General features: G+C 69.0%; 12 protein-coding genes. 5 read left to right on the forward strand and 7 right to left on the reverse strand.

The features are described from left to right. Positions 1 to 1,202, forward strand: a 1,202-nt coding sequence (locus ADBZ6I_RS00800; RefSeq protein WP_526379892.1) for a CocE/NonD family hydrolase, incomplete at its 5' end; no start/stop codon positions are given. 86 nt (positions 1,203 to 1,288) lie between these two features. On the opposite strand, the gene glnA is transcribed toward ADBZ6I_RS00800, so the two are convergent. Further along, complete coding sequence (glnA, locus tag ADBZ6I_RS00805; protein ID WP_526379894.1) at positions 1,289 to 2,728, reverse strand: type I glutamate--ammonia ligase; 1,440 nt, start codon at positions 2,726 to 2,728, stop codon at positions 1,289 to 1,291. A 134-nt stretch (positions 2,729 to 2,862) separates the two neighbouring features. Here glnA and ADBZ6I_RS00810 point away from each other — a divergent pair, with 134 nt between their 5' ends. Then, positions 2,863 to 3,321, forward strand: coding sequence for an RDD family protein (locus ADBZ6I_RS00810; protein WP_526379896.1), 459 nt, complete (start codon positions 2,863 to 2,865; stop codon positions 3,319 to 3,321). 48 nt (positions 3,322 to 3,369) lie between these two features. Here ADBZ6I_RS00810 and ADBZ6I_RS00815 read toward each other — a convergent pair whose 3' ends face one another. The 5 genes from ADBZ6I_RS00815 to sucB are packed head-to-tail and all read right to left on the reverse strand — an operon-like array spanning position 3,370 to position 8,518. Then, a complete protein-coding gene (locus ADBZ6I_RS00815; RefSeq protein ID WP_526379898.1) occupies positions 3,370 to 4,122 on the reverse strand; it encodes a DUF4191 family protein in 753 nt (250 codons plus the stop codon). A gap of 5 nt (positions 4,123 to 4,127) precedes the next feature. Next, positions 4,128 to 5,156: a lipoyl synthase gene (gene lipA / locus ADBZ6I_RS00820; RefSeq protein ID WP_526379900.1), complete on the reverse strand. Its 1,029-nt coding sequence runs from the start codon at positions 5,154 to 5,156 to the stop codon at positions 4,128 to 4,130. Further along, positions 5,153 to 5,827 (reverse strand): lipoyl(octanoyl) transferase LipB, encoded by a 675-nt coding sequence (gene lipB, locus ADBZ6I_RS00825; RefSeq protein WP_526379902.1) that lies wholly within the window; start codon positions 5,825 to 5,827, stop codon positions 5,153 to 5,155. Before lipB ends, lipA begins: the two co-directional genes overlap by 4 nt. A 13-nt stretch (positions 5,828 to 5,840) precedes the next feature. Next, positions 5,841 to 6,749: a TIGR01777 family oxidoreductase gene (locus tag ADBZ6I_RS00830; protein ID WP_526379904.1), complete on the reverse strand. Its 909-nt coding sequence runs from the start codon at positions 6,747 to 6,749 to the stop codon at positions 5,841 to 5,843. Beyond that, entirely contained in the window at positions 6,746 to 8,518 is a 1,773-nt protein-coding gene (sucB, locus tag ADBZ6I_RS00835; protein WP_526379906.1) for a 2-oxoglutarate dehydrogenase, E2 component, dihydrolipoamide succinyltransferase, read from the reverse strand. The genes ADBZ6I_RS00830 and sucB overlap by 4 nt, the downstream gene beginning before the upstream one ends. 156 nt (positions 8,519 to 8,674) lie before the next feature. On the opposite strand from sucB, the gene ADBZ6I_RS00840 reads away from it, so the two are divergent. From ADBZ6I_RS00840 to ADBZ6I_RS00850, 3 genes are read left to right on the forward strand one after another with little or no spacing between them, the layout of a single operon-like run. Beyond that, on the forward strand, positions 8,675 to 9,019 hold the full coding sequence (locus ADBZ6I_RS00840) for an oxidoreductase (RefSeq protein WP_526379992.1): 345 nt from the start codon (positions 8,675 to 8,677) through the stop codon (positions 9,017 to 9,019). Positions 9,020 to 9,026: 7 nt separating this feature from the next. Then, the gene (locus ADBZ6I_RS00845) at positions 9,027 to 10,793 is read left to right on the forward strand and encodes an SDR family oxidoreductase (protein WP_526379908.1); all 1,767 of its coding nucleotides are present in this window, start codon (positions 9,027 to 9,029) and stop codon (positions 10,791 to 10,793) included. Positions 10,794 to 10,819: 26 nt separating this feature from the next. Then, a complete protein-coding gene (locus tag ADBZ6I_RS00850) occupies positions 10,820 to 11,500 on the forward strand; it encodes an aspartate-alanine antiporter-like transporter (RefSeq protein ID WP_526379910.1) in 681 nt (226 codons plus the stop codon). A 43-nt stretch (positions 11,501 to 11,543) separates the two neighbouring features. On the opposite strand, the gene ADBZ6I_RS00855 is transcribed toward ADBZ6I_RS00850, so the two are convergent. Continuing rightward, entirely contained in the window at positions 11,544 to 13,061 is a 1,518-nt protein-coding gene (locus ADBZ6I_RS00855) for a leucyl aminopeptidase (protein ID WP_526379912.1), read from the reverse strand. Positions 13,062 to 13,073 lie beyond the last annotated feature (12 nt).

Genomic DNA, 13,073 nt, shown 5'->3' on the forward strand with positions numbered 1-13,073 from the left:
CGTTCTACGAGGGCCGGGACGTCTCGGCCCTGGTGTCCTGGATCGCGTCTGCGACCCCCACCGAGCTGGACCAGCCGAACGACCCGCGGGTGGGCATGTCGGGCGGCTCCTACGGCGGGGGCATCCAGCTGACCACGGCCGCCACCGATCCGCGCATCGACGCGATCACCCCCTACATCGCCTGGAACTCGCTGACCGAGTCGATCTATCCGTCGGAAACGTTCAAGACCGTCTCCGCCAACGCACTGCTGCTGTCGCTGGTCGTCACCGGCGCCCGGATCAACGACCAGATCTACACCAGCGTTCTGACCGGGGACCTGTTCGGCTGGATCAGCCCGAGCGCGCAGGCCGTGCTGGCCAGCAGCGGCCCGACCTCGCTGCTCAACGAGCTCACGGCGCCGGCCCTGCTGAGCCAGGGAATCGTCGACGTGCTGTTCCCGCTGCGGCAGTCGCTGGACAATGCCGAGACCATCCTGGCGAATCCGTTCGGCACCCCGGCCAAGGTGATCTGGTTCTGCGGTGGCCACGGATCGTGCGTCACCCCGATCAATCCCGACCAGCGCACCCTGGTGCGCGACAGTGCACTGGCGTGGCTGGCCGGCTACGTCAAGAAGCAGGACGACGCCGCCGCGGCGATTCCGGACTTCCAGTGGTTCGACCAGCATGGCGGCTATCACGCAGCGGATCTGCTGCCGTTCCAGGACGGTTTCGCCACCCGCACCACGGTGGTCGACGACGCCGCCGGGGGACCGCTGCTCATCGCCGGGCTCATCGGGGGATCCGGCCCGGGTCCCGAGGGAGTGCCGTTTCCCGACTCGCTGGCCAATGCCACCAAAGCCACCAACGCGATCAGCCTCGACATTCCCAAGAGCGTGTTGAGCGCCGGCGCGCGGGTGGTCGGTGCACCCAGTGTGAGCTTCCGCTACTCCGGGCTGGGTACCGCTCGGGCTGTGTTCGCCCAAGTCGTCGACAACGCCACCGGACTGGTGCTGGGCAACATCGTCACTCCGGTGCCGGTCATCCTGGACGGACGCGAACGCACTGTCAGCATCGACCTCAACGACATCGTCTACACCGTCACCGACCCGGACACCGACAACCTCACCCTGCAGATCACCAGTTCCGCAACCCTTTTCGCGAATGCCTCGGTGGGATTCATCGACATCTCCGAGATCGATGTGAGCCTGCCTGTCGTGAACTGAAGCGGTGCCGAAAAGCGCCATCCTCAAAGACGGCGACGGACCCACCCGCCGGAGCGAATGGGCCCGTTGCCGTGCGACGCAGGAACTTACACGTCGTAGTACAGCGCGAACTCGTACGGGTGCGGACGGATCTGAATCGGCAGGATCTCGTTCTCGCGCTTGTAGGAGATCCAGGTCTCGATCAGGTCCGAGGTGAACACCCCACCTTCGGTGAGGTAGTCGTGGTCGGACTCCAACCGGTCGATGACCGCCGCCAGCGACGTGGGCGCCTGCGGGATGTTGGCGGCCTCGTCCGGCGGAAGCTCGTAGAGGTCCTTGTCGATCGGGGCCAGCGGCTCGATCTTCTTCTTGATGCCGTCGATGCCGGCCATCATCATCGCCGCGAACGCAAGGTACGGGTTGCCGGAGCTGTCCGGGCACCGGAACTCCAGGCGCTTGGCCTTGGGGTTGTTGCCGGTGATCGGGATGCGCACGCACGCCGAGCGGTTGCGCTGGCTGTACACCAGGTTGATCGGAGCTTCGTAACCCGGCACCAGCCGCTTGTAGGAGTTCACCGTGGGGTTGGTGAACGCCAGCAGCGACGGAGCGTGGTGCAGGATGCCGCCGATGTAGTGGCGCGCGATGTCCGACAGGCCCGCATAGCCGGATTCGTCGTGGAACAGCGGCTTGCCGTCCTTCCACAGCGACTGGTGCGCGTGCATGCCCGAGCCGTTGTCGCCGAACAGCGGCTTGGGCATGAAGGTGACCGTCTTGCCGTTCTGCCACGCGGTGTTCTTGATGATGTATTTGAACAACTGGACATCGTCGGCGGCGTGCAGCAGCGTGTTGAACTTGTAGTTGATCTCCGCCTGGCCGGCGGTGCCGACCTCGTGGTGACCGCGCTCCAGGGTGAAGCCGGCGTTGATCAGGTTGGTCGACATCTGGTCGCGCAGGTCGACGTAGTGGTCGTACGGCGCGACGGGGAAGTAGCCGCCCTTGGGGCGCACCTTGTAGCCGAGGTTGGGGCTGCCGTCAGCCTCGAACGGCTCGCCGGTGTTCCAGCACCCTGACTCGGAGTCGATTTCGTAGAAGGTGCCGTTCATCTTCGAGTCGTAGGTGATCGAGTCGAAGATGTAGAACTCGGCCTCGGCGCCGAAGAAGCAGGTGTCGGCGATACCGGTGCTGGCCAGGTAGTTCTCCGCCTTGCGGGCCACGTTGCGCGGGTCGCGCGAGTACGGCTCACGGGTGAACGGGTCATGCACGAAGAAGTTGAGATTCAGAGTCTTGGCGGCCCGGAACGGATCGATCACCGCGGTCTGCGCGTCGGGCAGCAGCATCATGTCGGACTCGTGGATGGACTGGAATCCGCGTACCGACGAGCCGTCGAAGGCCAGGCCGTCCTCGAACACGCTCTCGTCGAATGCCGAGGCCGGGATGGAAAAGTGCTGGACCACACCGGGCAGGTCGCAGAACCGGATGTCGACGTACTCGACCTTCTCGTCCTTGATCAGCTTGAAGATGTCGTCGTCTGACGTTTGTTTCGCCACTTCGTGCTCCTTATCTGCTGTTACAGGCACAGACGTTCAATAACCCGGGCTGACGGTAGGGAGCCGATATTTCGCGGTCGTCAAGCAATTGTTTCGCGGACGTTACGCATCGGGATAACCCCTATCCTGGGGACATGGCACGCGAGATCGGGTCCTGGCTATCCGGACCCCAATCCCTGGGCTCTACCGACGGTTACCCCGGCGAGCGGCTGGGTCTGCCCGCGCAAGGCTCGGGCTCACTGGCCCGGGCCGGACGCCGGTCGGCGGCGCTGCTGGTGGACTGGCTCATCGCCTACGGGCTGGCGGGCCTCGGTGTGGCCGTTGGCCTGTACGGCAGCGCCGTTCTGGCCACCGCCGTGCTGATCGTCTGGTTCGTGCTGGGTGTGGCGGCGGTGCGGCTGTTCGGGTTCACCCCCGGCCAGTACCTTCTGGGCCTGCGGGTGGCCTCAGTCGACAACCGCCTGCACGTCGGCACCGGCCGGGCGGCCGCACGCGGCCTGCTGATCGCGCTGGTCATTCCCGCGCTGTTCACCGACGTCGAGGGCCGCGGCATCCACGACCGGGTGACGGGGACAGCGGTGCTGCGGCGCTGACGCCTCGTTGAGTGAGGAACCACCTTGAGTGAGGAACCACCTTGAGGATCAGCGCCGGCGGGCGGCGCGCTGAACCCCGCGCATCTTCGCCTGCGGCGGCAGCGGACCCTTGGGCATCGCCGCCGGGCCGAGACGGCTGCCCAGCGCGGCCAGCTTGGATTCCAGGGCATCCATCTGCTTGACGCTGATGTTCGCCGGCAGCTTGGAGAGGTGGCGCTCCAGCTTGGACAGCGGCACCTCGCCGTCGGCGTTGCCGATCACGACGTCGTAGATCGGGATGTCGCCGATCAGTCGCGCCGTGCGCTTCTTCTCCTGCGCCAGCAACGGCTTGACCCGCGCCGCCGATCCCTCGCCGACGAAGATCACACCGGGCCGGCCGATCACCCGGTGCACCGCGTCGAGGTGACCGGTGGCCGCCACGGCGGACTTGACTCGCCACTGGCCGCGCATGTTCTCCAGCGCCCAGGCGGCCGCGCCGGCCTGCCCCTCGGCTTTGCGGTAGACGTTCTTCTGTGTCCGCCGGCCGAAGATGATGAACGCGACCAGGATGCCGAGCACGATGCCGAACACGATGAACAGGACGGCGGTGAAGCCGCCGATCCACAGACCGACGGCCACCGAGATCGCGACGACGAGCAGGAACGCGCCGACCATGTACGGCAGCAGCCGGGTGTCCTCTTTGCGCTGCATCTGAAAGGCCTGCCACAGCTGAGCCCGGCGTTGCTTGGACGCGGCTTTGCGGGTGGCCTTTGCCTCGGCCTTGGCTGCCTTCAGTTCGGCGGGGGTGCGGGTTTTCGCCATAGTTGTCAAGGATACGTAGCGCGGCGCTGTGCCGTGGCGGCCTTTTCGTACAGACGGCCGGCCCGGTAGGACGATCGCACCAGCGGACCGGCCAGCACCCCGGCGAAGCCGAGGCCCTCGGCGTAGGCCGCCAGGTCGACGAACTCCTCGGGTCGCACCCAGCGCTCCACCGGGTGGTGCCGGGGCGAGGGCCGCAGATACTGGGTGATGGTGACGATGTCGCAGCCGGCGTCATGCAGGTCGGCCAGCGCGGTGTGCACCTCGTCGATGGTCTCGCCCATGCCGAGAATGAGATTGCTCTTGGTCACCAGGCCGAAGTCGCGCGCGGCGGTCAGCACGTCCAGGCTGCGCTGATAGCGAAAGGCCGGCCGGATGCGCTTGAAGATCCGCGGCACCGTCTCCAGGTTGTGGGCGAACACCTCCGGCCGGGACTCGAACACCACACGCAGCAGGCCGGCGTCCCCGTTGAAGTCAGGGGCGAGCAACTCCACGCCGGTGGACGGATTGAGCGCCTTGATGGCGCGCACCGTCTCGGCGTACAGCCAGGCACCGCCGTCGGGCAGATCGTCGCGGGCCACGCCGGTGACGGTGGCGTACTTCAGGCCCATGGTCGCCACGCTCTCGGCGACCCGGCGGGGCTCGTCGCGGTCGAGTTCGGCGGGCTTGCCGGTGTCGATCTGGCAGAAGTCGCAACGCCGGGTGCACTGCTCGCCGCCGATGAGGAAGGTGGCCTCGCGGTCCTCCCAGCATTCGAAGATGTTGGGGCAACCCGCTTCTTCGCAGACGGTGTGCAGGCCCTCGCGGCGGACGAGCCCTTTGAGCGCGGTGTACTCCGGTCCCATCCGGGCCCGGGTCTTGATCCACGGCGGCTTACGTTCGATGGGCGTCTCGGCGTTGCGCACCTCGAGCCGCAGCAATTTGCGATTACCTGGAGCCGCCGGAGCCGCCGGAGCCGCTGGGCCGGCGACATCGGGCCGAGCGCCGGCGACATCGGGCCGAGCGCCGGCGACAGTGGACTCCGGCTCGACGCTCATGGCTGCGATGTTACGGGCAGCCGGCCGTCGAGTGCGTCGCAGACCGCCTCGGCCACTCGCTCGCGCACATCGTCGACGCCGACCCGCCGGCCGAGCTCGGCGGTCAGCGAGGTCACTCCGGCGTCGGCGATCCCGCACGGCACGATGCGAGTGAACGCCCCCAGGTCGCAATCGCAGTTCAGTGCGAAGCCGTGCAGGGTGGTGCCGCGCGCGACCCGGATGCCGATCGCGCCGATCTTGCGGTCGGGCCGGCCGTCCTCGGCGGGCAGCCATACCCCGGAGCGGCCATCCACCCGGCCCGCGTCCAGTCCCAAATCCGCGCACACGCTGATCAGCGATTGTTCAAGGCGCCGAACGTAATTGAGGACATCGAGGTGCTCGCCCAGACCGATGATCGGATAGCCGACCAGCTGACCGGGCCCGTGCCAGGTGATCTTTCCGCCGCGGTCGGTGTCGACGACCGGGGTGCCGTCCATCGGGCGTTCGTGGGGCTCGGTTCGCTTACCGGCGGTGTAGACGGCCGGATGCTCCAGCAGCAGCAGGGTGTCCGGTCCGCCGGCGACCCGAGCATCGGCGAGTTCCCGCTGCAACTGCCAGGCAGCCTGGTAGTCGAGCACGTCGATGTGCCGGACCTGTACCGGATCTTCGCTGGAGCGGATCGATTGCCGCACCTGTCCGACGGTACTACCCGCGGGTCGACCCGGTCGCGTAGTCGAGGGCTTCGCCGACGGTGTTGTGGTGGAACCGGAAACCGGCCCGCTCCAAGGCCGCCGGGATGGCGCGCTGCCCACCGAGCAGTCCCTCCTCGGCGAACTCCCCGACGAGGGTCTTCAGCGCGAAACCGGGAACCGGCCAGGGCGCGGGGCGGTGCAGCGCCCGGCCCAGCGCCGCGGTGAACTCGGCGTTGGTCACCGGGGCCGGGCCGGTGAAATTCACCGGGCCGGACATCGGTGTGCGGATGGCGAAGAGCATCGCCCGGATCTCGTCCTCCAGGCTGATCCAGGGCATGTACTGCCGGCCACCGGCCAGCCGGCCGCCGAGTCCCATGGCGAACAGCGGCTTCAGCTTGCTGAGCAGACCGCCGGTGGGTGAGAGCACCAGACCGGTGCGGGCCAGCACGACACGGACCCCGGCGTCGACGGCCGGTGCCGTGGCGGCTTCCCAGTCCACGCACAGTTGCGCCAGGAAACCCGTTCCTGCAGAGGATGATTCGTCGGTCACCCGCGACCCGGTATCGCCGTAGTACCCCACTGCGCTGGCATTGATCAGCACCGGCACCCCGGCCTCCGCCACCGCCGTGGAGATCACCTCGGTGGGGTCGATACGGCTGTCGCGCAGCACTTGCTTGTAAGCGCCCGACCAGCGTTTGTCGCCGATCCCGGCGCCGCACAGATTGACCACCGCGTCGACGCCCTCGAGCGCGGACGAGTCGAACTCGCCGCTGTCGGGGTTCCACTGCACCTCGTCGCGTCCCGGCTTACGCCGCACGATGCGCAGCGCCCGATGATCAGCCGACCGCAGCGCCGCGATGAGAGCGGAACCGACCAGCCCGGAGGAGCCGGCGACGGCGACGGTGAGCGTCTCGGTGCTCAAAGTCCGAGTTCGGCTTCGAACGCGGCTTCCTCCAGCCGTTTCCGCACCGTGGTGAGGAACCGGCCGGCGTCGGCACCGTCGACGAGACGGTGGTCATAGGTCATCGGCAGGTAGCAGATGGACCGCACGCCGATCGACTCGTTGCCGAAATCGTCGGCAATCACCCTGGGCCGCTTGACGATTGCACCGGTGCCCAGCATGGCCGCCTGCGGTGGAACCAGGATCGGGGTGTCGAACAACGCGCCCTGGCTGCCGATGTTGGTGATGGTGAAGGTGCCGCCGGAGAGCTCATCGGGCTTGAGGTTGCCGGAGCGCGCGCGGGCGGCGATGTCGTTGATCGCCCGGGCGAGCCCGGCCAACGACAGATCGCCGGCGTTGTGCACGACGGGGGAGAGCAGGCCCTGCTCGGTGTCCACCGCGAAGCCCAGGTGCTCGGCGTCGTAGTAGGTGACCTCGGCGGTCTCCTCGTTGTAGCTGGCGTTGATGTTCGGGTGCGCCTTGAGCGCGTCGATGACGGCCCGGGCGATGAACGGCAGGTAGGTGAGGTTGACGCCCTCGCGCTCGGCGAACTCCTTCTTGGCCCGCGCCCGCAGCGCCACGATCTTGGTCATATCGACCTCGTGCGTCTGGGTGAGCTGGGCGGTCTGCTGCAGCGACTCCCGGGTCTTGCGGGCGGTGATCTGCCGGATCCGGTTGGCCTTCTGCGTGGTGCCACGCAGGTGGGCCAGGGGTGAGGCCACCGGAGCGGCGGCCTTCGCGGCGGGCGCCGGCGCGGCCGCAGCCTTCGCGGCCTCCTTCGGCTGGCCGGCGGCCAGCACGTCCTGCTTGCGGATGCGTCCGCCGACGCCGGTGCCCTTGACGGTCGACAGGTCGACGCCGTTCTCCGCGGCCAGCTTTCGCACCAGCGGCGTCACATACGGTGCGTCGTCGCCGCCGGCCGGTGCGCTCGCCGGCGCCGGTGCGGGTGCCGGGGGCTGCTCTGCCTTCGGCGTCGGTGGTGCCGGCGCGGGCTCGGGCTTGGGTTCCGGCTTGGGCTTGGGTTCCGGCTCGGGTGCGGGCTGGGCTGCGGGCTGGGCTGCGGGCTGGGCGGGGGCCGGGGCGGAGCCGGCGGCACCGATCTTGGCCAGCTCGCCGCCGACCTTGACCGTCGCGTCCTCCTCGGCGGTGATGCTGATCAGGGTTCCCGACGCGGGCGAGGGGATCTCGGTGTCGACCTTGTCGGTGGAGACCTCGACGAGCGGCTCGTCCACGGCGACGGTGTCGCCGACTTTCTTCAGCCAGCGGGTCACGGTTCCCTCGGTGACCGATTCGCCGAGTTCGGGCATCAGCACCGATGTCGCATCGCCGGACGGGGCGGCTGGAGCGGACGGGGCGGGCGCCGGTGGGGCCTCGGTGGTCTCCGGTGCCGGCGCGGCTTGGGCGGCCGGCTCCTCGGCGGGCATGGGTTCTTCGGCGGGCGCGGGGGCGGGCGCGGGGGTGGGCGCGGGGGCGGGCGCGGGGGCGGGCGCCGATGCGGCGGCCGGTGCCTCACCGGCATCGGCGATGACGGCCAACTCGCCGCCGACAGCCACGGTGTCGTCCTCGTGGGCGACGATCTTGGTGAGCACACCCGACGCGGGTGCGGGGATCTCGGTGTCAACCTTGTCGGTGGACACCTCCAGCAGCGGCTCGTCCACCTCGACGGTGTCACCCTCTTGCTTGAGCCAGCGGGTAACGGTGCCCTCGGTGACGCTCTCGCCGAGTGCGGGCATCTGGACGGAGACGGCCATGTGTGTTGACTCCTGTCGTCGATCGACCTCTGGCTTACCACGGCGTGGTGCGACACAATCCTGTCACTGAAGGACCGGCATCGGCGCGTAAGCGCGAAGCTCATTTTTCTCTGGCACCATCGAAGGACGCGGTGAGTGCGAGAGGAGATCGCGGGCGTGGGCCTCTTCGACAGGATCAGAAAGTCTCGGCGAGACAGCTCGGGTGCAGGCCCCGATCTCCGGTATCTGCGCCAGTGGGCGGCCGCCCGCACCGGCATCGAGGCCTTCGTCGAGCCGCAGACGCCCGTCACCCCGATGACCGTCGTGCTGGTGGCCGCCGACGGGGAATGGACCCGGCGACAGGTCGGCGGACCGGCCGGCGCCCGGCGAGTCGGGGAGCGGCTCGGCATCCCGATCTATGACGTGCAGAAGGTCGGCTATCCACAGCGGATGCGTGACTTCGACGCCCGCCGACGCATCGAGCGCCGCCGCGAACTGCGCGCCGAACTCGACGGGCCATAATTCTCCGATGCCGACGCGGATGCCGCCCAGCTACCTCCAGTCCCACGACGGAACCCGCCTGGCGGTCTATGAGGAAGGCAACCCCGATGGACCGACCGTCGTGCTGGTGCACGGCTGGCCGGATTCGCACGTGCTGTGGGACGGCGTGGTGGAGTTACTGGCCGACGACTACCGGATCATCCGATACGACAACCGCGGTGCCGGCGCGTCGGAGGTGCCCGGCGATGTCTCGGCGTATCGGGTAGCCACCCTCGCCGACGACTTCGACGCCGTCGTCACCGCGTGGTGCCCGGGGGAGAAGGTCCACGTCGTCGGGCACGACTGGGGTGCGGCGACGGTGTGGGAGTACGTCACCCGACCCCAGGCGGGCGAGCGGGTGGCGTCCTACACCTCGGTCTCCGGTCCCGACCCCGGGCAGCTCAGCCGCTACCTGCGCGAAGGGCTGGCCCGCCCGTACCGGCCGCGCCGCTTCGCCCGGGCGTTCGCCCAGGCGGCGCACTTCAGCTACATGATCGCCTTCGCGATCCCGGTGCTGACGCCATTGGCGATGCGGGCGTTCCTGGCCCGGTGGATGAACCGGTACCTGATCGCCGCGGGCATCCCGCGGCCGCGCGTCCATCAGGGCGGCACGCTGGTCGCCGACGCCACCAACGGGCTGCGGATCTACCGCGCCAATTTCCCTCGCGCCGTGACCGGCCCGCTGCAGGACCGGTCGGTGGCGGTCCCGGTTCAGCTGGTGGTCAACACGCTGGACAAGTTCGTGCGCCCCTACGTCTACGACGACGCCCCGCGCTGGGTGGATCGGCTGTGGCGGCGCGACATCCCTGCCGGGCACTGGTCGCCGATGTCGCACCCGCAGGTGATCGCAGCGGCGGTCGACGAACTGATCCGCCACCTCGACGGTGCGCCGGCCGGCCGGGCCCTGCTGCGGGCGCAGGTGGGTCGCCCCCGAAAACCGTTCGGCGACATGCTGGTTGCGGTCACCGGCGCGGGCAGCGGCATCGGCCGGGCGACTGCGCTGGCTTTCGCGGCCGAGGGTGCGGAGGTGGTGGTCAGCGACATCGACGAGGCTGGCGTGCAGCAGACCGCCGCACAGATCGCCGGTCACGGCGGCGTCGCCTACCCGTACCTGGTCGACGTTGCCGACGCCGAGGCGGTCGAGCGCTTCGCCGAGCAGATCAGTGCCGAACACGGCGTGCCCGACGTCGTCGTCAACAACGCCGGCATCGGCGTAGCCGGCGCGTTCCTGGACACCCCGGCCGAGCAGTTCGACCGGGTGCTCGACGTCAACCTCGGCGGAGTGGTCAACGGCTGCCGGTCCTTCGCGCGCCGGCTCGTCGACCGGGGAACCGGCGGCCACATCGTGAACGTGGCGTCGATGGCGTCCTACGCCCCGTTGAGCTCGCTGAGCGCCTACTGCACCTCCAAGGCGGCGGTGTACATGTTCTCCGACTGCCTGCGCGCCGAACTCGACGCCGCCGGAGTGGGACTGACGACGATCTGCCCCGGGTTGGTCAACACCAACATCGTCTCGGCGACCGGTTTCCATGCCTCCGACGGCCGCGACGCGGTGGTGCCGACCCGGCGCGCCCAGCTGGAGCGGATGTTCGACGTGCGCAGCTACGGCCCGGAGAAAGTGGCCGCCGCCATCGTGGCCGCGGTGCGCGCGAACAAGGCCGTCCGGCCCGTCACGCCGGAGGCCTACCTGCTGTACGGCACCTCCCGGGTGCTGCCGCAGGTGCTGCGCAGCACCGCACGCGGCAAGGTCGTCTAAGGCCCCGTCTAAGGCCCCGTCGCCGGGTGCGCCGCGGCGACGTCGACATCATCGCCACCCCGGATCTCGTGCTGTGTGCCGGTGACCGGCTCCGGGTGACCGCCCCCCGGGAACGCTTGGCCGAAATCGCCAAGGAACTCGGCGATTCCGAGCGTGTCGCCGGAGACATCAACGCCATCGGCCTGGGCCTGGGTCTCATGCTCGGTATGGCCTTGGCGTTCCTGACGATCCCGTTGCCCGGTGGCGGAGCGCTGGTGCTGGGCACCGCCACCGCGCCGTTGGTCATGGGAGTGATTCTGGGTGCCATCGGCCGCACCGGCCCGGTGGTGTGGACACTGCCCGGCAACGTCAACAACACGCTGAATCAGTTTGCGCTGCTGGTCTTCCTGGCGGCGGTCGGCAGCGGCGCCGGACCCGGACTGGTCAAGGCGCTGCAGACCGAAGGCCTGCAACTGGTGGCGCTGGGCTTCACCATCGCGGCCGCGCACGTGCTGGTCTGCGTGATCGGCCTGCGCTACGTGCTGAAGTACGGCACCGCCCGGGCGCTGGGCGGGCTCACCGGATCGCAGCTGAATCCGGCGCCGTACGCCTACGCCATGTCGAAAATGCCCGATCAGCGGGTGGCCGTGGGCTACGCGGTGCTGTTCCCGGTGTCGATGATCGCCAAGGTGTTCCTGGCTCAGCTGATGGTGGTGTTCTTCACCTGATGCGGGCCGCTCACCCGTTCGCGGCGCGGGCCGGATTCGCCGCTCACCCGCATCCGGCGATATCTTCCAGAACCGCGAACAGCGTCCGCACCGGAACACCCGTCCCGCCCTTGGGGGTGTAGCCCCACGGCGCGCTGGTGTTGTAGGCCGGCCCGGCGATGTCGATGTGCGCCCACTGCACACCCTCGGCGACGAACTCCCGCAGGAACACCCCGGCCACCAGCATCCCGGCGAACCGCTGCCCGCTGATGTTGGCCAGGTCGGCCACCGTCGACTTCAGATCGTCCTTCAACTCGTCGGGAAGCGGCATGGGCCAACCGTTTTCGCCCTCCCGCTGGGACAGGGTGGCCACCCGGTCGCGGAACTCGTCGCTGCCCATCACCCCGGGGATGCGGGCGCCGAGCGCGACGAGTTGGGCGCCGGTCAGCGTCGAGGTCTCGATCAGGTAGTCGGGTTCGTCCTCGCAGGCGCGGACGATCGCGTCAGCCAGGATCAGCCGGCCCTCGGCGTCGGTGTTGAGTACCTCCACAGTGGTTCCGCCGTACTGGGTCAGCACGTCGCCGGGCCGCTGCGCGGTGGCCGACGGCATGTTCTCGGCCATCGGGACGGTGGCGATGACGTCGATCGGCAGTTTCTGGTCGGCGACGAGCACCATGGTGGCGACCACCGCGGCGGCGCCGGCCATGTCGGAAGTCATGTGGTGCATCTGGGCCGCCGGCTTGATGGAGATGCCACCGGTGTCGAAGGTGATGCCCTTGCCGACCAGCGCCACTTTCGGGGCATTCTTGCCTTTGCCGCCTTTGTAGGTCAGCCGCACCAGGCGCGGCGGGTTGGCCGAGCCCTGACCCACGCCGATGATGCCGCCGTAGCCGCCCTTGGCCAGCGCCTTCTCGTCGAGCACCTCGACTTTCAACCCTGCGCCGGTGCCCAAAATCTCTGCCCGGCGGGCGAATTCGTCGGGATGTAGATGGCTGGGCGGGGTGTTGACCAGATCACGTGCGGTGGCCACCGCCGCGGCGATCGCCAGGGCGCGGGCGGCGTGCGCCTTGGCTCCGTTGGCCGTGCTCAGCGCGGTGATCGTGGACAGCCCCGGCTCCTTGGGCGCGGTCTTGGCGCTGCGGTACTCGTGCATCTGATAGGCCCCGAGGATCAGGCCCTCCACCGCGGCGCCCAGATGCAACTCGGCGAGCGTGGTGATCACCGCGTTCACCCCGGCCAGCGACCGCGCGGCCGCGCCGGATGCCCGTCGGATCACCTCGGCGGGCCACTCGTCGCGTGCCGCGCCCAGACCGACCGCCAGCACGCTGCCGACCGGAAGCGACGGCACATGCAGCCGGGTCAGCTGCTCGGGGCCGGCTTTGGCTCCCAGTGCCCGCAGCGCGACCTCGATCTCGCCGACCGCCTCGACGTCCAGGAACGGGCCGCCGACGACGGTCGGAGCGCCGTCCTCGTCGGCGCCGCTGACGATCGGAACGAGCAGAACCGACGAACCCAAGACCTCTTCGGGCAGCGACGAGGCGACGGTGACGGTGGGGGCGCTGTAACCGGGTTGAGTGCTCACAGCGACACCCTA

Source organism: Mycobacterium sp. (assembly GCF_044342925.1).
GTDB lineage: Bacteria > Actinomycetota > Actinomycetes > Mycobacteriales > Mycobacteriaceae > Mycobacterium.

Bases quoted from the DNA above. Each gene is read 5' to 3' on its own strand.
- ADBZ6I_RS00810 (WP_526379896.1), top strand. From the start codon at position 2,863: ATGGCACGCGAGATCGGGTCCTGGCTATCCGGACCCCAATCCCTGGGC.
- ADBZ6I_RS00815 (WP_526379898.1), bottom strand. From the start codon at position 4,122: ATGGCGAAAACCCGCACCCCCGCCGAACTGAAGGCAGCCAAGGCCGAG.
- lipA (WP_526379900.1), bottom strand. From the start codon at position 5,156: ATGAGCGTCGAGCCGGAGTCCACTGTCGCCGGCGCTCGGCCCGATGTC.
- sucB (WP_526379906.1), bottom strand. From the start codon at position 8,518: ATGGCCGTCTCCGTCCAGATGCCCGCACTCGGCGAGAGCGTCACCGAG.
- ADBZ6I_RS00845 (WP_526379908.1), top strand. From the start codon at position 9,027: ATGCCGACGCGGATGCCGCCCAGCTACCTCCAGTCCCACGACGGAACC.